Consider the following 23,064-nt stretch of genomic DNA (forward strand, 5'->3'; position numbering starts at 1 on the left):
ATGGCGCGATTCGCGGGGAGTGCTCCCCATCCCCCTGCGCGCCGCCGCGTGCGATGCTCGGGGGCGGAGGCGTGGGCGGACAGCGCCTCCTCGAACGGGGTGGGGTCATGAGCAGGTCGGTGCGGCGGAGGACAGGGGTCCCCACAGGCAGGCGCGGCGTCGCCTCGGCGGCCGTCGTCGCCGTCGCCGCGTCGATGCTCACGTATGCCGCGGTGACGAGCCGCGGGTCGACCGTCCACGAGGCCGACGTCGGCGACGGCGCCGTCTGGGTCTCGTCGTCGGCCCAGGCGAAGTTCGGCCGGCTCAACACCCAGGCCCGCCAGCTCGACGCGGGAGTCGCGACCGCGCTCGCGGACGGGTCCGAGGTCGACGTCCTCCAGGACGGCGCGGCCGTGGTCGGGGTCGCGACCGGCAACACGCTCTCGCCCATCGACGTGCGCACGGCGACGTCCGGCGACTCCGGTGCGGCAGCCCCCGCACCCCTCACGGCACGCGCCGGCCAGTTCGTCCCCGCGACCGTCGACCTGCGCGGCGGCACGATCGCCACCGTCGACCCCAGGACCGGCAAGGTCTGGGCCCAGCGGGTCGACCCCAAGGAGGGCATCGACTCCCTCCAGGACATCACGACGACCGCCAAGCCGCTCGCCACCATCGGCGGCGCCGCCTCGCTCGCTGTGGACGCACGAGGCACGGTCATCGCAGCCTCCGGCGCGACCGGTCGCGTCGTCACGATCGCCCCTACTGCCGATGGCTTCGCCAAGCCCGTGACCACCGCGACCGACGTGCGCGCCGCCCTGCTCGACGTCACAGCCGTCGGCGACACGTGGGTCCTCTACGACCCCGACCGCGACGAGCTGCACGTCGAGGGACGCGAGGAGCCGGTGAGTGCCGGGGCCGCGCTCGGTGACGGGCCGGCATACGCCGCCCTCCAGATGCCCGGACCCGACGCGTCCACTGTCGTCGTCGCCAACGCGGTGGCCGCCCGTCCCGTGAGCCTCGACGGCAGCGGCGACGGGGTCGGTGGCGTCGAGGTGCGCGACCAGGCCAACCGCGCGGCCGAGCCGCCGCTCGTCACCCGCCCGGTCGTGCTTCGCGGCTGCCTGCACGCCGCGTGGGCCGAGACCGGCAACGTCTTCTACGGCGCCAACTGCGGACGCAGCGACGCCGTCGCCGCCGGGTCGCTCGGCGGCGTCGGCCAGGCGGTCGTGCGCGACGGAGTCGCCTTCCGCGTCAACCGCGGCAACGTCGTCCTCAACCAGCTCGACACCGGCGACGTCTGGGACCTCGACTCGACGAAGCAGAAGATCGACAACTGGGACGCCCTCATCCCGCCCACCAAGAAGGACGACGACAACGACAAGAAGGACGAGAACGTCGTCGACGACAACCAGGTGAGCCAGCCGCCCAAGGCGATGCCCGACAACCTGCGCGTCCGCCCGGGTCGCACGAGCAAGATCCACCCGCTCGACAACGACACAGACGCCAAGGCCTCGATCCTCGCGATCGACCCCAAGGACCTTACCGCGCCGAGCGCGCCCGACGTCACCGCGACCGTGTCGAGCGACGGGCAGACCGTCGACGTCAACGTCCCGGCCAACCCGTCGGCGTCGACGATCACGTTCGACTACAAGGTGAGCAACGGCAAGGCCAAGGAGAAGGCGTCCGCGAGGATCACCCTCACCGTCGTCGGCGACGACGTCAACACCCCGCCGAAGGTGCGCGAGGGACGCGCCGAGCTCGTCCGCCGGACCTACCCCGTCGTCTCCGGCGGCCGGGTCGCCGCCTCCGTCCTCGGCGACTGGCGCGACGGCGAGAGCGACCCGCTCACCGTCGACGCGACGGACCCGGGCACGGTCATCGACGGCCAGAACCGCGTCGGCATCACGGCACCGGTCAAGCCGGGCCCCGCCACCGTCCCCTACGCCATCAACGACGGCCGTCAGAGCAGCAAGGGCGAGGTCAACCTCTCGGTCCTCGACCTCTCGCAGCAGGGCGCCGTCGCCCCGACGACCCAGCCCGACGTCGTGCGCGCCGTCCTCGGCAAGCCGGTCCAGCTCGAACCGCTCGGCAACGACATCCCGGGCGCCGACCCGGGTGACCCCGACGCGCGGCTCCGGCTCGCCGGCGAGGTCGCCCCCACCGGGCCGCTCGACGTCGACACCAACCTCACGACCGGCATCGTCACGGTGACCCCCAACGGACTCGGGACGACCGAGCTCGCCTACGCCGCCCAGTCGGGAGGCACGGTGAGCCCCGGGCGGATCCGGATCGACGTCGTCGAGCCGGCCGACCCCGAGGCACCGCCGGTCGCCGTGCCCGACGGCGCCACCCTGCGCGACCAGTCGCCGACGATGGTCGACGTCCTCGCCAACGACTACAGCCCGCGCGCGGACGTCGTCGTCACCCAGAGCGCCAAGGTCGACTCCGACAACGGCTGGCTGCGCCCGACGATCTACCAGGGCCGCTGGGTCCGCATCGAGGCGCTCGAGCCGTCACCGATCAGTGGCGAGGGCAGCCGGCAGGGCACGGTCGAGTACACGATCAGCGACGGCACCAAGCGCACGACCGGCCGCATCAACGTCGTCCAGCGACCCCCCGTCGCGGGAGCCGCCCCGACCGTCGAGGACGACCGCGCCACCGTCCGCGAGGGCGACAGCGTCTCGGTCGGCGTGCTCGACAACGACACGATGGCGGACGGCATACCCCTCGTCCTCGACCCCGCCAGCGTGAAGGTCCTCGGTGGCAGCGAGCCGCGCGCCTTCGCCTCCGGCAACCTCATCCGCTACGTCCCGGAGCTCACCGCGCTCAAGGCGCCCAAGGACGTCGTCATCGAGTACGCCGCGTATGCCGAGGGCTCGCCCGAGCGCGCGAAGACCGGCCGGCTCACGGTCACCGTGAACCCCCTGCCCACCCGCGCGACGCCCAACCAGGCACCGGTCGCGCGCAGCTTCTCGGGCTCGGTGACTGCGGGCGAGTCGGTGACCCTGACGATCCCGTCGACCGGCGTGGACCCCGACGGCGACACCGTGACGATGCGCGGGATCGTCGGCAAGGACGCCGAGGCACTCGACCTCACCCACGGCCGCGTCGTCTCGATCGGCCCGTCGACCATCCGCTACGAGGGCTACCCGAACGCCGCCGGCACCGAGCTCATCCGCTACGAGGTCCAGGACCGCTTCGGCGCGACGAGCCAGGCGTTCGTGCGCGTCGGTGTCGTGCGCCCCGGGGACCCGCAGCCACCGGTCGCCGTCGAGGACGAGGTCGTGGCCGCACCGGGCAAGCGGGTGACCGCGCACGTGCTGCGCAACGACCTCATCGCCCGCGGCGACGCCGTCCGGATGCAGTTCAAGGACCTCAACCCGGGTGACGTGCAACGGAAGTGGCAGGTCGACGAGGACGACAACACGATCTCGACCGTCGCGCCCGAGCCCGGGGCGCCCACGCACCAGTTCGTCTACGGCATCGACAACGGCATCTTCGACCCCTCGCGCACGACCGTCCTCGTCCGTGGCGTCACGGACCACATCAACCCACCGATCGCGCAGGACGACGTCGCCAAGGCGACCCCGGGCGCGACGACCGCGCTCGTCGACGCGCTCGCCAACGACACCGACATCGACTCCGACCCCGCGACGCTGCGGATCGTCGAGGTGCTCTCGCCCTCGGGCACGATCGAGAACGGCAAGGTCCGGGTCACCCTGCGCGACCACCCGCAGACCGTCCCCTACGTCATCGAGGACGAGGACAACGCCCGGGCCCTGGCGATCATCCACGTGCCCGCCGGCGACAACGGCCTCCCGTTCGTCGTCGAGGGCGCGCTCATCGAGATCGACAAGGACTCGACCAAGACGGTCCAGATCGCCGACCACGTCAGGTCCCCGCGCGGCAAGAAGGTGACCATCACCGCGGCCGCCACCGTGTCGACGTCACCGGCCCAGTCCCTCGAGGGCACGGCCCAGGGCGGCGACGCCGTCGAGCTCACCTCGCGCGGCGGCTACGTCGGACCCGGTGCGCTCATGCTCGAGGTGAGCGACCAGGAGAGCCCGGACGACAAGGACGTGCGGACGGCATACGTCTCGATCCCGGTCCAGGTCGGTCCCAAGGTGCCGCTCCTGCGCTGCCCCGACGCACCGCTCGTCCTCGCCGCCGGTGGCCGACCGCGCGAGGTCGACATCCCGACCTACTGCCGCGCCTGGCTGCCCATCGGCATGAACCTCGAAGAGGTGAAGTTCGAGGCGAAGTGGGAGCCGCAGGCCAAGGGCGCCGAGCTCGAGCAGGCCGAGACCGGCGGCCGCCTCGTCACGCTGCGTGCCGGTGAGCGGGCGCCCACCGGCACCGGGTCGGTCACCGTGACCTCACCCGGTATGCCGTCCGTGAAGTTCCCGGTGCAGGTCCTCGGCCGCGACGCGGCCGGGATCGCCGCCGGGGCGGGCGCGAACGGGACGGACCCTGCGGCCGTCCTCGGCCCGCCGCGGATGCGACCCATCGCGGTCGACGGACTCAACGAGGGCGAGTCCACGACCGTCGACGTGAGCCGCTACCTCGACTCCCCGCTCGAGAAGCCCGCCTGCTCCATCGAGGCCGCCGCGCTCGAGAGCGGTTCCGGCATCGAGGTGTCGCGCAGCGGGTGCACGCTCACCCTGCGCGCGACGTCGCAGCCGAGCCCCACGGCGACGATCTCGCTGGCCGTCTCCGACGGTCCCGAGCGGACCGCGACCGGCCGCGTCACCGTGACGATGCGCGGCAAGCCGACGGCGCCGACCGGGGTCAGCGCCGTCGCCGACCGGATCGCCGGCGGCCAGGCTCGCGTCTCGTGGGTGGCTCCCGGCTACGACGGCGGCGTGACGATCTCGACCTACGTCGTGCGGTGGAGCGGCGGGAGCAGCGGGACGCTCGAGTGCACCTCGTCGCCGTGCACGGTCACCGGCCTCACCAACGGCAAGGACTACACGTTCACCGTCCTCGCCCGCAACGCCGTCGGCGACAGCCCGCCGAGCGCAGCGAGCAACGTCGTGCGGCCCGACACCAAGCCCGAGGCGACCTCGGGGGTCCGGATGATCTCGCGGGGCGACGGCACGCTCAACGTCGGCTGGTCCCCGGCGCCCAACAAGGGCTCGGAGATCACGAAGTACGTCGTCCGCCTCGTCCCGACGGGCTCGGGCGCGGGCGTGCGCACCGTGACCGCGGCGGGCACCGCGACGACCGCCACCGCCGGCGGGCTCGACAACAACTCGCCCTACTCCGTCTCCGTCCAGGCCTGGAACGGCGCGGGAGCGGGTCCCTTCGGGCCGGCGGTGGAGATGCAGTCGGCCGGCACACCGCCCGCGGTCACCGGCGTCACGGGCGCCACCCGCGGGCCCGGCGCCGGCTTCGACTCCGAGTCGATCACGGTGTCGTGGAACCAGCAGACCAACCCCAACGGCCCGCCCCTCAAGCACTACACGATCTACCGCAACGTCGGAGGCGGCGGCTGGACCGCGATCGGACGGGTCGGAGCACAGACCCGCACGTTCGCCGACACCATCCCCTACGACGGCCGCACCTACGGCTACACCGTCACGGCGACCAACGGCGCCGACCTCGAGTCGCCCAAGGGCAACCCGTGGACCTACACGTCCGTCGGCGTGCCGAGCAACCCCTCGGTGAGCGCGAGCACGCCCAACGCCGACAAGTCGGTGGTCGTCAGGGTGGACGTCGGTCAGCCCCGAGCCGGCGGCTTCCAGTCGATCCAGTGGCGCGGCGGTGGCAAGTCCGGCACCTACGCCTGCGGCTGCACGCCCGGCACGACGGTGACCTTCACGGTGAGCAACATGGGGATCGACCCGCTCACGATCAAGGTCCGCACGGTCAACACCGGTGGCCGGCAGTCGGCCGAGGCGACGAGCAACTCGGTCCAGCCCTATGGCGAGACCCTGGCGCCCCACAACCTCACCGCCGAGGTCAGCGGCCGCACCATCACGTGGCGCTGGGACCTGCGCACCAACGGCCGGCCGATCGACGACGTGCAGATCCGGACCTTCGACGGTCGCGGCTGGCGTGCGCCGGACAACCGCCAGAGCCACAGCCAGACCTTCGGCTACGGCGAGACCCACCAGCTCGAGGTGCGCGCCCACGCGACCCCGACGGGGTGGGGTCCGGCGGCCGGACCGCGAGGCGCGACGACGGTGCCCGAGCCGAAGAACCCCGAGATCTACAACGTCACCTTCAACTCGTCGAACTACATCGACTTCAACATCCGCGACTTCCCCGGCAACACCTCGTGGACGATCAACTTCAACCACAAGGGCTACAGCGGCAGCTTCACGAGCAGCGCCAAGGTCAACGTCGGCCCCGCCGGCAACGGCTACACCTGGGGCGGCAACTACTACGTCGAGGCCAAGGGCGGCGAGCTCGTCATCACGATGACGAACCCCAACCATCCCGCCGTGACCAAGACGGTCAGACGCTAGCGAGCCGGTCAGTCGATGACGGCGAGGATGTCGCCCTCCTGGACGACGTCGCCGACCTCGACCTTGACCTCGCTCACGGTGCCGGCCTGCTCGGTGAGCACCGGGATCTCCATCTTCATCGACTCGAGGAGGGCGATCTCGGTGCCCACCTCGACGGTGTCGCCGACGCTCACGGCGATCGAGAGGACGTTGGCGACGAGGTCGGAGACGACGTGGTGCGACATGTCCCGAACCGTATCCACTACGCACCGGTAACCCCGCGTCGCACGGCCCGCGACCAAGGACTCCGTATGCCGTCCCACGCAGGGCCCGGAGCCGCGCAGCGAATTCGCAGCGCACCCGAACCGTCCGCAGCGGAATCGCAGGACGGGCCGGGAGGGTCGGGGTCGTCGGGCAGCGAGCCCGTCGCACCACCTCGACAGGTACGACACCCCAGACAGGAGCACGACATGTTGAGCATCTCCTCCCGCGCGAGCAGGGTGGCCCTCGGACTCGCGGTCGCCGTGGCCACCCTCGGCGGCGGCGTCGCCAGCGCTGCCCCCACCGCAGGCGACGGCACGTCCACGCAGCGCACCGAGGCTGTGACGCTCGCCGGCACGCGCCCCGCCTTCAAGGCGCCCTTCCAGTGCGGCACCCAGTGGCGTGGCAGCGCCTGGACATGGTCGGACGGGCATCAGCACAGCCCTCTCAAGTCGGTCGACTGGAACTGGGGGAGCGGCAACGACGACAAGGGCAAGCTCGTGCGCGCCTCGGCCGGTGGCACGGTCGAGTTCGCAGGCGACGGGGCCGGCGGCTACGGGAAGATGGTCCTCATCCGTCACGGCGACGGCTGGAAGACCCGATACGCCCACCTGCTCGTCGGCTCGCTCGAGGTCTCGGCCGGCCAGACGATCAACCAGGGCAAGGTCATCGGCAAGGTCGGCCAGTCCGGCGGCCAGACCTACTCGCACCTGCACTACGAGCAGATCGCCGACGGCAACGTCGTCGACGCCGTCGTCCAGGGCGTGCGCTTCGACCCCAACGACGTGCACTACATCACGAGCACGAACGCCTGCTGACCTCGGCGTTCGTGTGTGAGGGGAGCGGACGGCATACGCAAAGAGTGCTTGCGTATGCCGTCCGCCCGCGTCTCGGGGAGCGTCTCGCGGTTCGCGCCGGTGGCCGTCCTGCCCTTACCGTGGCTGGCTGATCCCAGCCCCACGTGAGGACGTCCCATGCACTGCCGATCCTGCGGAGCCGACCTCCCGGTCGACGCCGCGTTCTGCACCCAGTGCGGCGCCCGGGTCGAGCTCGGGTCGGTCCTCGGGGTCGGCACCGACCTCCCGGCAGCCCCGTCGCGCGAGCCCGCCCGCACCCCGGCGGAGGACCTCAGCCAGACCCGCGAGCTGCCGCGGATCGACCCGTCGGCCGGGAACGTCCACGCACGGCCCGCACCGCCGGCAGCGGCCGCCCCGGCACCGCTGGAGGCACCTGCCGACGACGACACGGGTCAGGGCCACTCGCGCAACAGCATCCTCGCGATGGTCGCGACCTTCACCGTCCTGACGATCATCGGCACGTTCGCGCTCACCCGCCTCCTCGGCCCCGACGACCGGCCGCGGTCGACGTCGACCTCGGCGTCCTCGAGCCCGGCGGCAGCGGAGGAGGCCGGCGACGCGCAGCCCGCTCCGAGCACGAGCAGCCCCCAGGCGTCGTCCTCCCCGGAGGTGTCTCCGTCTGCGTCGTCCTCGATCCCGGCCGCGGCGCGCCGATGCTCGACGAGCGGGAGTGACGCCGTCGCGACGGCATACGCGGGCACCGAACGCACCTCGTGCGAGTTCGCCGCCGCGGTGCGCGAGGCCTACCGGCAGGCGGGTTCGCCCGGTGACGCTACGAGCCTGCGGGCCTACAGCCCCGTGACGAAGAAGTGGTACTCGCTCTCCTGCGACGGTGGGGAGCCGGTGCGGTGCACGTCGACGACCAACGCCATCGTCTACCTCGCTCCCTGACCGACGGTTCTGGCCGGATCGCCGTGAAACGCCGGTATTCGGAGCGGATTCACAGGTTCGTTACAGTGGCGGGCGTGAGTGGGGACGAGCATGGGGTATGCACGCCTGAGAAGCCGGGGCCGGCTCCTCGGTGAACCTCCTGCTCCTGACCCACTACTACCCGCCCGAGGGCGGGGCGGCCCAGCATCGCTGGTCGACGCTGGTGGGCCACCTCGTCTCCGAGGGTGACACCGTGCGGGTCGTCACGCCCGCCCCGCACTACCCCCTCGGTCACCTGCTGCCCGGGCACGAGAACCTGCGGCCAGGCACGACCCACGAGGGTCCGCACGGCGAGACCGTGCACCGGGTCTCCTTCCGGCCATACGACTCGAGCGTGCGCTCGCGGATGCTCGACGAGGCGACCGTGGCGCGCGACGCCGTGCGGACGGTGCGCCGCGGCTTCGGCGGGTGGCGGCCGGACGTCGTCGTCGCGACCGTGCCGTCGCTGCCCATGGCGTGGGCGGGCGCGCGATCGGCACGCATGTTCGGCGTGCCCTTCGTGCTCGACCTGCGCGACGCCTGGCCCGACCTCATCTTCTTCGCCCAGGAGTGGGACCTGCCCACCTCCCGCGTGCGTACGCGCGCCCGGGCGGCGGTCCGCGTCGCCCTCAACGGTGTCGGGAGTGCCCTCACCCGGCAGCAGCGTCGCGCCGACGCCGTCGTCGCCACGACCGAGTCCTTCGCCGAAGTCCTGCGCTCGCGCAGCGTCGGGTCGGTCCACGTCGTGCGCAACGCCGCCCACGAGGTGCCGGGCTACGCCCAGCACGTCGTCCACCGCGAGTCCGGCCCCCTCCACGTGCTGTATGCCGGGACGCTGGGTCGGGCGCACGGGCTCGGCACCGCGGTGCGTGCCGCTGCGCTGGCGCGGGAGCGGGGCGTCGAGGTCAGGCTCCGGTTCCTGGGCGCGGGCGCCGACCTCGGCCACCTGCGCCGGCTGGCCGAGGAGCTGCGGGCCCCCGTCGAGTTCCTCGACCCGGTGCCGCGCCGCCTCATGGGCCCGCACTACGCCTGGGCCGACACCGCGCTGGTGTCGCTGCGCCCGTGGGAGGCGCTCGAGCTCGCCGTCCCCTCCAAGCTCTACGAGCTCATGGGCCTGGGGCTCCACGTGTCCGCCGTCGTCTCGGGCGAGGCCGGGCAGATCGTCGAGCAGACCGGCGCCGGCACCCTCACCGCTCCCGGTGACGTCGACCAGCTCGCGCGGTCGTGGGCCTCGTTGCACGCCGACCGCCGCCTCCTCGACGTGTCCGACCGGGCCCGCGACTGGGCGCGGGAGCACGCCGACGCGACCCGTCTCGGCGACGCCTACCGCACCCTGCTGCAGTCGATGAGGGCCCGTGTCTGAGCCCCCGACGCGGTGGCGGGTGCTCGTCGGCAACGTGCGTGCGGTCTCGGCCGTCGCCGTCCATGGGCTCGAGGACGACCCCGTGCGGCTCGCGCTCCTCGCCGCGCGCCGCCTGCCCGCCTCGTGGCGGGCACCGCTGTCGCGGGTCCTTGAGGGAACGGGACGCTCGTTGCGGCGACGCTCGCCGCAGGTCCTCGCACTCCTCCTCGCCGACCACCCCGACGAGGCCCGGGAGGCGCTGGGCCCGCTCGCCGGGCGGAGCGGGGGGCGGCTCTCCGCCGAGCTCGCGGTCCAGCTCGACGCCGACCTGCCGGACGACCTGCCACCGAGCGGGCGGGCGCGTGCCGCGTGGCAGCGCGGTGACGTGAGCGGGGCGCTCGCGGCACTGGAGGGCGCCGGTTCGGGGCCGTCACGGCGCCAGCGAGCCCGCCTCGCGTCCGAGGTCGACGTCCTCACCCCCGGGCGCCGGCTGCCCGTGCCGCCTCGACCGCCGACCTCGACCGCAGCCACGATGGCACCGACCGTGTCGAGGGCGGGTCGTCGCGACGGTGGGCACCGGGTCCTCCACCTGCTCACCAACTCCCTGCCGCGCACGCGGTCGGGCTACGCCTACCGGTCGCAGGCCATCCTGCGTGCCCAGCAGGCCGAGGGCATGACCGTCGAGGCCGTGACGAGGCTCGGCTACCCCGTGACGGTAGGGGTGCCGTGGGCGGGCGACGTCGACGTCGTCGAGGGGGTGACCTACCGGCGCCTCCTCCCGTCCCGCATGGCGACGACCGCGGAGGACCGCCTGACCCAGACCGCCGGCCTGCTCGTCGGTCACGTCGACCGCCTCGGCGCCGACGTCCTGCACACGACGACGCACTTCCCCAACGCCCTCGTCGCCCGGGCCGTCGCCGAGGCCACCGGCCGACCGTGGGTCTACGAGGCCCGGGGCCAGCTCGAGAAGACCTGGCTCGCCTCGCGTCCGCCGGAGCAGCGCGCGGCCGCCGCGGCGAGCGAGCGCTACGCCCTGTGGCGCGAGCGCGAGACCGAGGCCGCGGTGGAGGCGGACCACGTCGTCGTCCTCTCCGAGGTGCTCAAGGCCGACTTCACCGCCCGGGGTGTGCCCGCCGAGCGGATCACCGTCGTGCCCAACGCCGTCGACGACGAGCTCCTCGACCCGGCCCTCGAGTGCTTCCCGGCGGACGCGCGGGACCGTCTCGGACTGCCGCGCGAGGGGTTCTGGGTGGGCACCGTCTCGTCGGTCGTCGGCTACGAAGGTCTCGACGACCTGCTGCGCGCCGTCGCCCAGCTGCGGTCGAGCGGGCTCGACGTCCGTTGCGCGATCGCCGGTGACGGCACGGCGCGTCCCGCCCTCGAGCAGCTGGCCGCCAGGCTGGGGGTCTCCGACGCGGTGGTCCTGCCCGGGCGCGTGGCCAAGGAGCTCACCCCGGTCTGGCACCGCGCCCTCGACGTCTTCGTGGTCCCGCGCCGCGACACCGACGTGACCCGCTCGGTCACCCCGCTCAAGCCGATCGAGGCCATGGCGGCGGGTCGCCCGGTCGTGGCCAGTGACCTGCCGGCGCTCGCCGAGATCGTCGGCGCACCCGGCACCGGCCTGCTCAGCACGCCGGAGGACCCCTCGTCGCTGGCGGGTAGACTCCGGGAGCTGTACGACGACGAGGCCCTGCGTCACGCACTGGGCGCTCGGGGCCGGGAGTTCGCGGCGACCCGGACGTGGCGCGCCATGGCCGGCCGCTACGACTCCATCTACCGGGCCCTTGGGAGGACGACGTGAGGCCGCACGAGCGTCGCAACGGCAGGCGGACGGCATACGAGGGTCCGGTCGTCGAGCGCGTCGACGTCAGCCGGCTCGTCCCGGTGGGGCGCCGCGCGCCGCTCGGCGCCTACATCGCGCAGCTCTGGAGCCACCGCTGGTTCATCTGGGCCGACTCGCGCGCCCGGGCCTTCGCCGGCAACCGCGACACCCTGCTCGGTCGCTTCTGGCTCGTCGGACGACCGATCCTCGACGGGTTCACCTACTTCCTCGTCTTCGGACTCCTGCTCAACGCGAGCCGTGGCGTCGAGAACTACATCGGGTTCCTCATCATCGGCGTCTTCATGTTCCAGTTCAGCTCGAAGGCGCTGACCGGCGGCGCCGGCGCGATGTCGGCGGGCAAGAACATCATCCGCGCGTTCACGTTCCCGCGTGCCGCGATCCCGCTCGCCCTCGTGCTCCGCGAGACGATCTCGATGTTCCCCGTCATCTGCACGATGTTCGTGATGATCCTCGTCATCCCGCCGCACGCGACCCTGTCCTGGTACTGGCTGCTCTTCCCCGCCGTCCTCGTCCTCCAGGCGCTCTTCAACCTCGGCCTGACGATGTATGCCGCCCGCCTGGCCGCCGCGATCCCTGACCTCCGCCTCGTGCTGGGCTTCTTCTCCCGGTTCTGGATGTACGGCTCGGGCGTCATGTACTCCATCGACCGCTGGATCGAGCACCCCGGTCTGCTCGCCGCGATGCAGATCAACCCGACCTACTGCGTCCTCGAGATCTCGCGCGACCTCCTCCTCTACGCGCGGATGCCCGACGTCACCCTCTGGCTCACCCTCGGCGCGTGGGCCCTGGTCACCCCGATCTTCGGCTTCATCTACTTCTGGCAGGGCGAGGAGAGCTACGGCCGTGAGTGAGACCGAGGCGAAGGACGCCCCCAAGAAGGGCATTGAGGTCCCGCTGGGCGAGCCGACCGTGAGCGTGCGCCGCCTCTCGGTCCACTACCGGGTCTCCAGCTCCGAGCACCAGCACGGACCGGTGTCCCGACCTGACCGTGTCGCGAGGCGGCTCGGGTGGAACCGCGTCGTCACCGTGCGCGCCGTCGACGACGTCTCCTTCGTCGCCCGCGCGGGCGAGTCGATCGGCGTCGTCGGGCACAACGGCTCCGGCAAGAGCACGATGCTGCGTGTCATGGCCGGGCTCGAGACCCCGACCGCGGGGGAGGTGCTCGCCACGTCGACCCCGTCGTTCCTCGGGGTCAACGCCGCCCTCCTGCCCGAGCTGTCGGGTCTGCAGAACGTCCGGCTCGGCCTCTTCGCCATGGGCAAGACACCCGACGACCTCGAGGAGCTCGTCCCCGAGATCCTCGACCTCGCGGCCCTCGGCTCGGCGATCCACCGGCCGATGAAGACCTACTCCTCCGGCATGGGTGCGCGCCTGCGGTTCGCCATCGCCGCGACCGCCCGACCGGAGATCCTCCTCATCGACGAGGCGCTCGCGACGGGCGACGTCGCGTCGAAGGAGCGCAGCGAGGAGCGGATGGCCGAGATCCGCCGTGCTGCCGGCACGATCTTCCTCGTCTCGCACGTCGCCCAGACCGTCGAGGAGATGTGCACCCGCGCCATCTGGCTGCACCAGGGCCGCATGGTCCTCGACGGACCTGCCTACGAGACCGCCCGGGCCTACCGCTGGTGGGCCTGGAACCTCGCCCAGGGGGAGACCAAGAAGGCCGAAGGGCTCCTCGAGGACGCCCGCGCGCAGCTGCGCGCCACGGTCGTCCATCCCGAGGACCCCACGACCGACCGCCACATCGCCCGACATTCCAACCCCACCTGAGAGACCCCATGCCCAAGCGCATCATGACCATCTACGGAACGCGTCCGGAGGCCATCAAGGTCGCCCCGGTGATCCGAGCCATCGAGGAGCACCCCGAGCTCGAGTCGGTCACCGTCGTCACCGGGCAGCACCGCGAGATGCTCGACCAGGTCAACGAGATCTTCGGCATCGTCCCCGACCACGACCTCGACGTCTTCGCCCACGGCCAGACGCTCAACGGGCTCATGGCCAAGGTCTTCGACCGGCTCGACCCGGTCCTCGTCGACGTCGCGCCCGACGCCGTCGTCGTCCAGGGCGACACCTCGACCGTCGCGGCTGCGTCGATCGCCGCCTTCTACCGGCGCATCCCCGTCGTCCACATCGAGGCGGGCCTGCGCAGCGGCGACATCTCCTCCCCGTTCCCCGAGGAGGCCAACCGCAAGATCACGAGCCAGATCGCGGCGCTCCACCTCGCGCCGACCGCGACGTCGCGCGACAACCTCCTGCGCGAGTCGCTGCCCGGCGAGACCATCGCGGTCACCGGCAACACCGTCATCGACGCCCTCCTCCACACGGTCGAGCAGGACATCCCGTATGCCGACGAGCGGCTCCTCGAGACCGAGCGGGCAGGGCGCCCGGTCATCCTCGTGACGACCCACCGCCGCGAGAACTGGGGCGGGGCGATGGAGGGTGTGGGTCGGGCCCTGCGCCGGCTCGCCGAGCGCTACCCGGAGCACCTCATCGTGCTCCCGGTGCACCGCAACCCGATCGTGCGTGAGGCCGTCCTGCCGCAGGTTCAGGGCCTCGACAACGTCCTCGTCACCGAGCCGCTCGCCTACGGCGAGTTCACCCGCCTCATGAAGGCCGCGACGATCGTGCTCACCGACTCCGGCGGCGTGCAGGAGGAGGCGCCGTCGCTCGGCAAGCCCGTCCTCGTCATGCGCGAGAACACCGAGCGGCCCGAGGCCGTCCACGCCGGCACGGTCAAGCTCATCGGGACAGGCGAGGAGCGCATCGTCACGGAGGTGTCGCGCCTCGTCGACGACGCGACGGCATACGCCGAGATGTCGAACGCCGTGAACCCCTACGGCGACGGCAGGGCGGCCGCCCGGTCGGTCGCCGCCATCGCCTCGCTCTTCGGGATCGGCGAGCGGCTGCCCGACTTCAGGGAGGCCTGATGGCGAACGCGCCCGCGGTGGAGCCGACCTCTTCGCAGACCCCGCGACCGCCGGGCGGCGCCTCCGCTCGTGCCCGCGCGCGCACGGCGGTCCTCGCAGCGGCAGCCGGTGCGGTCCTCGTCCTCGTCCTCCTCGCCCTGGCGGCCGTTCGGGGCTCGGGCGTCCTCGCCCTCGCCGCCGTCGTCGTCGGGGCCCTGCTCATCCTCGGTGCGTGCTGGGCGGTGCTGCGGACCGTCGAGCGGATGGCCGCCGCGAGCGACCGCCGGGCGACCGAGGCGCGGCGGCTCGAGGCCCTCACCCGTGAGGTGTCCCGGACCGCGACGGCCGGGCTCGCGGCCGCCGACGAGAGGCTCGACGCCGTCGCCTCCGGGATCGCAGACGCCAACGCCGACGCCACGCGGCTGCGGCGTGACGTCCGGGTCCTGCGCGAGCGCGTCCCGGCGGACCTGCTCGAGTCGCTCCAGGCCGATCTCGGCGACCTCCGGGGTTCCACCCGTGAGACCGTCCGCAGCGCCTTCGAGTCGGGGATCCAGCTCGGCCGGCAGCCGCGCGCCCTGCTCACGCGCGAGCTCGCCGCCAAGCTCTTCCGCGACTACCTCGAGCGGGACGAGCTCCTCGAGCTGCGTCCGCTCATCGAGTCCTTCGACCTCCTCGAGGACCAGAGCCTCACGACGCTGCGTCGGCTCTACCGTCACTACCGCACCGCCGGCTACTGGGACCTCGCGCACGAGGTCGTGGCCACGGTGCAGGCCAAGACCGGGCGCGAGACCGACGCCTACGCCGTCGCGAGGCTCGAGCACGAGATCGAGGTGTTCACCCACCCGACGCTCGTGACGTCGACCCTGGCCGAGGGGTCGGCCCACGACCCCCGCGGCCCCATCCTCCACATGGTCGGACGGGTCCTGCCCGACACCCAGACCGGCTACACGCTCCGGACGCACTACACCGCGCTCGCGCAGGCACGACGTGGCCTGCCCGTCGCCGTCGTGGGTCAGGTGGGCATCACCGACCGGACCGTCACCTCGATCGAGAGCTACACGCACGACGGCATCGACTACCACCTGCTGCCCGGTCAGGCGCGCAACGAGATGCTGCTCGACGACTGGCTCCGGCTCAACATCGACGCTCTCGCCGAGCTCGTCCACCGGCTGCGGCCGAGCATCCTGCACGCGCAGTCCGACTTCCTCAACGCCCTCATCGTGCACGCGGTCGGGAGCCGGCTCGGCATCCCGACGGTCTACGAGTCCCGCGGCTTCTGGGAGGAGTCCTGGCTCTCGCGCCGGCTCGTCGCGAACCGCTGGCGCCACTCGGCCGAGACGATGTTCGACCTCTACGGCCTCCCCGCGGCCTACACGCTGCGCAAGAACGCGGAGGAGGCGGCGCGGCTCCTGCCCGACCACGTCTTCACGCTCGCCGAGGTCATGCGGGACCACATCCTCGAGTCGGCGCACGGCCAGATCGACCCCGCGAAGGTGACGCTCGTCCCCAACGCGGTCGAGTCGGAGAACTTCCCGGTCCAGGCGCCCGACCGCGAGCTCGCCGCCGAGATCGGCCTGCCCGAGGGTGCGGTCGTCGTCGGCTACATCTCCTCGATCGTCGAGTACGAGGGCATCGGCACGCTCATCGAGGCCTACCGCCTCGCGGCCGCCGCGTCCGACCGGCCCCTGTGCCTGCTGCTCGTCGGCGACGGCGACCACCTGCAGGTCCTCCAGCAGCAGGTCGAGCGCGACCAGGTCCACGACGTCTTCTTCACGGGCCGTGTGCCCCACGGGGACGTGCTGCGCTACTACGGCCTCATCGACGTCTTCGTCGTCCCGCGCAAGAAGTCGCAGGTCGCCGACCTCGTCACCCCGCTCAAGCCCTTCGAGGCCTTCTCCACCGGACGGGCGGTCATCCTCTCCGACGTCGGTGCGCTGAGCGAGATCGCCGATCAGTCCGGTGCGGTCGAGACGTTCCACGCGGACGACCCGGACGACCTGGCCAGGACCCTGCTGCGGCTCACCGGGGACCCGGAGCGACGTCGCGACCTCGGCGCACGCGCCGCCCGCTGGGTGCGCAACCACCGATCATGGGACAGGAACGTGAACGAGTACTACCGCGTCTACCGCCAGCTCGGCTACGACGGGCCGACCAGCCTCGTCGTCGAGTCGCAGATCGCGCTCGAGCAGCGGGGGGTCAACCCCGGTGAGCTCGTCGAGCAGCTCGCCACCGCGACGCTGCCGGGCCTCAAGGGCTGGTTCACGATCCAGGACATCCGCCAGTCGGCGCAGTCGGTCCTGGACGACGGATGGCGCTTCGCGAGCTTCGAGCCGGTTCCCGTCGCGACGATCGACGACTGGGCGCGCTACGGGCGTGAGCACCGGTCGTGGGGCTTCCACCTCCACGCGTGGGAGTTCATGGACCCGTTCCTGCGCTCCTACGACGAGACGGGGGAGCGCCGCTGGCTCGATGAGGCGGTGCGCATCGCCCTCTCCTGGGTCGAGATCCACCGCGGCGCCGACGACGAGCTCGACCCCATGGCCTGGTACGACATGTCGCAGGCACTGCGCCTGCCCCGGCTCCTCGCGCTCGCGCTGCGTGCCGCCCGCGTGCCGGAGATGCGTGACCACGCCGTCGTCCTCGCCGAGGCCGTCGCATGGCACCTCGACGAGCTCCACCGCGACCGGGCCTTCAACCCCAACAACAACCACGGCTTCTACACCGCGGTGTCGCAGGTCCACGCCGCGAAGTACGCGTCGATGTTCCCGGATGCGCCGGCGACGGAGACCGAGGGACGGGCGCGGCTCGCGCAGATGGCGGTCTCGCAGTTCGCCGAGGACGGCGTGCACCTCGAGCACTCCCCGGACTACCACCGCATGCTGCTCGCCTCGTTCGAGCTGGCCGTTCACGACGGTCTCATCGAGGACCCCGAGGTCAAGGGTCGCGTCGAGCGCGCGGCACACGTGCTGGGCTGGATGGTCCAGCCCGACGGCGCGATCGTGCAGTTCGGTGACTCGCCCGAGACGAGGATGGTCCGTCCCGACGCCCAGTCGATCGACCCCCAGACGGAGTTCATCCTCTCGGACGGCAGCCGGGGCGAGCGCCCCACCGAGGAGCTCGCGGTCTACCCGGAGGGTGGCTACGCCTTCGTCCGGTCGCCGCAGCCGACGGGCCCGGGGACCCTGCGCGACAGCGGCTACCTCGCCTTCAGCGCCGCGTTCCACTCCCGGGCGCACAAGCACGCGGACGACCTCAACGTCGTGTGGTTCGACCGCGGGCAGCAGATCCTCACCGACGGTGGCCGGTTCGGCTACGGCGACCTCCTGCCGTCGGACTCGCCGCTGCGGAGCCAGGGGTTCTACTACGCCGCACCCGAGCGCCAGTACGTCGAGGGCACGATGGCGCACAACACCCTCATGATCGACGGCCGGGACCAGGAGCGCCGCACGCGCGCCCCCTACGGCAGCGGGCTGCTGGACTGCACCGCACAGGACGGGGTCTTCGACCTCTCCGGCCGGGTCCACCACGCCGACTACGTCCACCGTCGCCGCGTCGTCTACCGGCCCGGCCGGGAGCTGCTCGTCAAGGACGCGGTCTTCTCTCAGTCCCCGGAGCCACGCGAGGGCACCCTGTGGTTCAACGTCTCGGGCCACTTCGAGCTCGAGTCGGCCGACGACGGGGGCGATGTCGTGCTCGTTGCGACGCGTGACGACGTGACCACCCGTCTCGTCGTCACCGGCCCCGGCCGGCTCGTCGAGCCGGTGCGCGGCCAGGCCGAACCGCTGCGGGGATGGCGTTCACGCCAGGACCGCTCGCTGGAGGCGACGTGGTCCCTCGGCTTCACCTTCCCGATCGAGACCCGGGCCTCGGTCGACACCCGGCTGCGCCTCGCCTGACGGCGACCTCGAGCACTTCCGACGAGAGGACACCTCCGTGAACATCAACTTCGTCTGCGTGGCACGCACCGAGGCCGCCGAGCACCTCCTGCCCACCCTCTTCGGTGCCGTCGTCGACGACGCCCGCGGCATCTTCGGCGAGGCCGAGGACCACCAGTGGACCGACGGCCGCGTCGCGATGTTCAACGCCGACCGGATGAACGGCGCCTGGCGCCCACCGACGTGGCACGAGGAGCAGTCCGGAGGTGGCCACGAGATCTTCGCGGTGTCCCAGCCGCCGATCCCGGTCGACGAGGACCACACCCCCGAGACCTACTGGCCGGGGCTGGCCTCGGTCGTCCGCGGGGGTGCGATGGGCCGGCTGCTGCCCAACCACTTCGGCATCCACCGACGTTCCGACGGCTCGGTGCGGGTGTGGGCGGACACGCTCGGTGTCGGCCGGTGCTACTACGTCGTCACCGACGACTTCGTCGCCGCCTCCAACCACATCGGCATCCTCACCCACTTCCTCGACGGACCCGCCGAGGTCGACATCGAGGGAGTCGGCCGCTACGCGCTCTCCGGCTGGTTCATGCGCGACGACTCACCCATCCGGGGCATCCGCCGGCTGCGCGAGGCCCAGTGCATCGACGTCGACCCGCGCGGCGGGGTCGTCTTCCGCGAGCACACCGACCTCACCGAGCTCGTGGGCGCCCGCGACGCTCGCCCGGACTACGACGAGGTCGTTGCGCAGACGCGGACCATCGCCCGCAACCTCGACGCGCTCACGGTCAAGGTCCCGACGCTCTACCTCAGCGGTGGCCGCGACTCGCGGATGACCGCCTCGATCTGGCTCAGCGGCGGCGGCAGTGCCCGGGTCGTCACCCTCGGCACGCTCGAGGCCGAGGCCGAGATCGCCTCCGAGCTCATGGCCTCGCTCGAGGGCACCTTCGAGCCGGGGCAGGAGGTGCGGCACGACGTCACCGTCCCCACGCCGGGTGCGATCACCATGCCGCTGCACGACCGGCTCGCCAACGCCTTCGCCATGTGGGACGGCGACGCGGCCCCGACGAACGCGCGCGCCAACGTGCGGATCCCGGGACGCTCGGCCGGGCTGAGCATCGGCGGCGTCGGCGGCGAGATCATGCACGGCTACTACTACCACCGCCCCGGCGACTACGAGCGGATCGCGGAGCTCCCGCACCCCGTCGCGTATGCCGCGCGGAGCTTCCGCGGACCGCTCGCCACCGATGTCGCGCACGAGGCGATGGCGGGCCTCTTCGACGACGTATACGAGCGGGCCGTGGGCCACGGCCGTCCCGACATCGCCTCGCTCGACTACCTCTACCTCACCGAGAAGTTCCGTCGTTGGGGCAACCAGGCGCTCGGCTCGATGTCGGCGATCATGCTGTCGGGGCCGGCATACGTGCGCGCCTGCTTCGACCTGGAGCCGGACGAGAAGGTGGGCAAGGTCTTCCCCGACGAGATCGTCCGCCGGGCGATCCCGCCGTGGGCCGACATCCGCTACTACAAGGCCGAGGTCGCCGACTCGCGGCGTGGGATGAAGCGCAAGCTGGCCACCTACGACACCGATCCCGACTACTTCCACGACGTCTTCCGCAACCCGCGGCTGTGGCCGCAGTTCCTGCGCCCGAAGGGCGTCGAGACGTTCCTGAAGACGATCGAGAGCGACGACGCGCTGCCGGTGCACGAGTCCTGGCTCAACCGTGGGCTTTGGATCGACCAGCTCGACCGTCACGTCGAAGGACTCAACCGCCGCCGGCGAGAGGTGCGCGCCTGATGGACCGCGACCTCCTCACCACCCGGCTGCAGACCGCCTTCTTCGTGCCCCGGAGAAGCGACGCCGACGTCGCGCGCGACCTGGTGGAGGGCCGGCTCACCCTCGGGGAGAGCATGCTCGCTGTGGGTTCGCCCACGACCTTCGACGACACCGCCCACCTGGCCCGCATCCACCTCCTCGAGCTGCACTCGATGCGGTGGCTGGACGCGCTCCGGCGCGTGCGCGGCACGACGCCGGAGGCCGGACCCGCCTGGTCGCGCCTCTTCGAGGCGTGGGCGAGCTCGACGACGGCCGGTCAGCTGGAGTCGGTGGCGTGGACCGACCACGCGCTCGAGCAGCGATCCATCGCGCTCGCCCTCGGCGTCACGCCCGACTCGCCCGCGGCGGCGGCGATCCCGTTGCACCTCGACATGCTCGAGCGCTCCGTCCGGGGCGGGACGGCGGCCCGGCGGCTCCAGGTCCTCCGGGTGCAGCTCGCCCTCCAGGCGGCGCGAGGCGACTCCGACGACGCGCTGCGCGAGGCTGCCGTCCGGACCGCCACCGAGGTCTTCCGCGAGGACGGCTACGTCGTCGCCGACGACCTCGCGGCCATCGTCGAGACGGCCGACCAGTGGGAGGGCGAGCTCCGCGAGCTCGGCATCCCCGCCGACCACCCCGTCATGGACCGGCTCCACGGCGAGGACTTCTGGGTCCAGGCGATGCGACCCGACGGCACGCTCGTGCCCATGGGTGGGCGGGTTCCCGACCGGGTGCCCGGGGCTGACAGCTCGCAGATGCGCTACGTCGTCACGGGTGGCGAGGAGGGCTCGCCGCCCGTCGCCATCCGCCACGTCGACCCGCAGGGCCTGGTGTCGCTGCGCAGCGGCTGGGGTGAGACGGAGCGTGACGCCCGCGAGGAGACGCACGTCAGCCTCATCCTCGGACCCGTCCGTGGCCGCGAGGCGCACCACGACCCCTCGCGGATCACCTACTCCTCGCAGGGTCGGGACTGGCTCATCGACCCGCCCGCCGACGAGGCGAGCGGCGACGACGCCCACTCGATCGTCCACGTCGAGGACGTCCGCTACCGCATCCTCGGCGGTGCCGAGCTCGTGCGGCAGTACTCCGACGAGCAGCTCGACGGCTTCGTCGTCAAGAACTCGGTCCACCTCGCGGTGCAGTGGCAGCGGCACGTGGTCTTCGTCCGCACCGGCAACTACGTCGTCGTCGACGACACCGTGCGCGCCTCGAAGGAGTTCCGCGCGCACGTGCAGTGGATCGTCGCCCCCGACGTCGAGGTCGAGACCGTCACCAGCGGCTTCCTCCTGCACGCGGACGGCAAGACGGTGTCGCTCCTCGCCTCGGCCGGAGCCGTCCGCGACAGCACGGTCGACGAGCTCACCGATGCGAGCGGGTCACGGCTGGCCTGGCGCCTGCGCGTCCCTCTGACAGGTACGAGTGCCCGTGCGGTGACGGTCATCTCCGACGTCGTGGACCAGAGCCGATTCAGTGCGCGCCGGGTGCCCCACGCGGGCAAGGAGTTCACCGTCGACATCAGGGACAAGCAGCTCGACGAGACCCTCGTCGTCACCCCTGACCTGTCCGCCGTCATGCCGCCTGGTCTCGACCCGGACGAGGCGATCGACCGCACGATGGAGGTCGCGGCGGCCGGGCAGCTCACCGACGTCGAGGCCCTCGAACAGCGCCTCGCGGTGCGGGCCGCCATCGAGTCGACGAAGGCCCGGATCCGCGAGCAGGGCGGCACCCCGGAGGCGAGGCGCCAGGGCATCGAGGAGCTCGTCGCCGCCGGACATGACCTGCGCGTCACCGGCCTGCGCGACCACGGCCTGGCCGCGGCCCTCGTCGACGTCGCCGGCACCGACCTCGCCGACTCGGTCGCCTCGCACCCTCTCGTCGGCAAGGTGCGCCGGACCGCGCTCGTCCGGTGGGCCGACGAGCAGCTCGTGCAACCGGCATACACGGTGCCGGTCCACACGACCCTCGACTCGTCCACGATGCCCGAGGGCATCGTCGAGCCCGCGGTGTGGAGCGTCGACCGAGGGCAGCTCGTGCCGTCGACCTACCTCCTCGACGGACCGGGCGACATCCTCACGATCTACTTCCACGGGGCCACGGACCGGTCCCGGCTGGCGATGCCGAGGTACGAGCGGATGCGCTCCTTCTCGCAGCTCGGGCTCGGCCCGCTGATGTTCTTCTCGGACCCCTGCCTCGACCTCGACGCCCGGATGATCCTGTCCTGGTACGTCGGCAACGAGGACGTCGACCTCCACCTCGACATCGCGCGGATGATCGAGGCCTACGCCCGCCACAAGGGGATCGAGAAGGTCCTCCTCGTCGGCAACTCCGGCGGCGGCTTCGCGGCGCTCCAGCTCGGGGCCTACCTCGACGGCGCGCGGGTCGTGTCGTTCAACCCGCAGATCCAGATCGACGAGTACGTCCCGCGGATCGCCGAGACCGCCCACTGGGCCATCTTCGGGCGGACCACGGTCGCGGGCGACGATATCCAGGGGCCGCGCATGGATCTCATCGAGCGGTACCGGCGGATCGGCTTCGACCAGGACGTCGTGCTCATCCAGAACCCGGGCGACGACATGCACTACCAGCACCACTTCGGGCCGTTCCGCGAGGCGTTCCTCGCCTCGCCGAACGCCGGGCGGCTCACGGAGCACACGCCCTACCTGGGCCCGGGCCACAGGGTGCCGCCGCCCGACGAGTACCTCGACTACGTGAGGGAGGCGGCCGCGCGCCCGTCGGAGGAGTGGTCGCTGCGCGGGCTGCGCCGGCACCTGACCTGAGTGGGCGTCCGTCCCGGGGTGCTGCCCCGGGACCGACGTCCGCGGCG

Annotated in this window: 12 protein-coding genes; 11 read left to right on the forward strand and 1 reads right to left on the reverse strand. The window is 72.2% G+C overall.

Annotated features, from left to right (window positions below):
- The first annotated feature begins 107 nt into the window (after window positions 1-107).
- Complete coding sequence (locus ACOJV7_RS08155; protein WP_420189633.1) at window positions 108-6,449, forward strand: Ig-like domain-containing protein; 6,342 nt, start codon at window positions 108-110, stop codon at window positions 6,447-6,449.
- An 8-nt stretch (window positions 6,450-6,457) separates the two neighbouring features.
- Here the strand turns inward: ACOJV7_RS08155 and ACOJV7_RS08160 are convergent, their stop codons facing one another.
- Window positions 6,458-6,673 (reverse strand): biotin/lipoyl-binding carrier protein, encoded by a 216-nt coding sequence (locus ACOJV7_RS08160; RefSeq protein WP_420189634.1) that lies wholly within the window; start codon window positions 6,671-6,673, stop codon window positions 6,458-6,460.
- A gap of 225 nt (window positions 6,674-6,898) precedes the next feature.
- Here ACOJV7_RS08160 and ACOJV7_RS08165 point away from each other — a divergent pair, with 225 nt between their 5' ends.
- The 10 genes from ACOJV7_RS08165 (at window position 6,899) to ACOJV7_RS08210 (ending at window position 23,017) form a co-directional block, all read left to right on the forward strand.
- Entirely contained in the window at window positions 6,899-7,507 is a 609-nt protein-coding gene (locus tag ACOJV7_RS08165) for a M23 family metallopeptidase (RefSeq protein WP_420189635.1), read from the forward strand.
- Between the two features lie 156 nt (window positions 7,508-7,663).
- Window positions 7,664-8,437, forward strand: coding sequence for a zinc ribbon domain-containing protein (locus ACOJV7_RS08170; RefSeq protein WP_420189636.1), 774 nt, complete (start codon window positions 7,664-7,666; stop codon window positions 8,435-8,437).
- Window positions 8,438-8,567: 130 nt separating this feature from the next.
- Window positions 8,568-9,818, forward strand: coding sequence for a glycosyltransferase family 4 protein (locus ACOJV7_RS08175; RefSeq protein WP_420189637.1), 1,251 nt, complete (start codon window positions 8,568-8,570; stop codon window positions 9,816-9,818).
- Window positions 9,811-11,598, forward strand: coding sequence for a glycosyltransferase family 4 protein (locus ACOJV7_RS08180; protein ID WP_420189638.1), 1,788 nt, complete (start codon window positions 9,811-9,813; stop codon window positions 11,596-11,598). The genes ACOJV7_RS08175 and ACOJV7_RS08180 overlap by 8 nt, the downstream gene beginning before the upstream one ends.
- Window positions 11,595-12,491, forward strand: coding sequence for an ABC transporter permease (locus tag ACOJV7_RS08185; RefSeq protein ID WP_420189639.1), 897 nt, complete (start codon window positions 11,595-11,597; stop codon window positions 12,489-12,491). The genes ACOJV7_RS08180 and ACOJV7_RS08185 overlap by 4 nt, the downstream gene beginning before the upstream one ends.
- On the forward strand, window positions 12,484-13,410 hold the full coding sequence (locus ACOJV7_RS08190; protein ID WP_420189640.1) for an ABC transporter ATP-binding protein: 927 nt from the start codon (window positions 12,484-12,486) through the stop codon (window positions 13,408-13,410). The genes ACOJV7_RS08185 and ACOJV7_RS08190 overlap by 8 nt, the downstream gene beginning before the upstream one ends.
- An 8-nt stretch (window positions 13,411-13,418) precedes the next feature.
- The gene (wecB, locus tag ACOJV7_RS08195; RefSeq protein WP_420189641.1) at window positions 13,419-14,567 is read left to right on the forward strand and encodes a non-hydrolyzing UDP-N-acetylglucosamine 2-epimerase; all 1,149 of its coding nucleotides are present in this window, start codon (window positions 13,419-13,421) and stop codon (window positions 14,565-14,567) included.
- A complete protein-coding gene (locus tag ACOJV7_RS08200) occupies window positions 14,567-18,442 on the forward strand; it encodes a glycosyltransferase (RefSeq protein WP_420189642.1) in 3,876 nt (1,291 codons plus the stop codon). The genes wecB and ACOJV7_RS08200 overlap by 1 nt, the downstream gene beginning before the upstream one ends.
- Before the next feature lie 37 nt (window positions 18,443-18,479).
- On the forward strand, window positions 18,480-20,222 hold the full coding sequence (locus ACOJV7_RS08205) for an asparagine synthetase B family protein (protein WP_420189643.1): 1,743 nt from the start codon (window positions 18,480-18,482) through the stop codon (window positions 20,220-20,222).
- Window positions 20,222-23,017: an alpha/beta fold hydrolase gene (locus ACOJV7_RS08210; RefSeq protein WP_420189644.1), complete on the forward strand. Its 2,796-nt coding sequence runs from the start codon at window positions 20,222-20,224 to the stop codon at window positions 23,015-23,017. Before ACOJV7_RS08205 ends, ACOJV7_RS08210 begins: the two co-directional genes overlap by 1 nt.
- Window positions 23,018-23,064 lie beyond the last annotated feature (47 nt).

This window comes from Knoellia tibetensis (assembly GCF_048606415.1).
In the GTDB taxonomy this organism is placed as follows: Bacteria; Actinomycetota; Actinomycetes; order Actinomycetales; family Dermatophilaceae; genus Knoellia; species Knoellia tibetensis.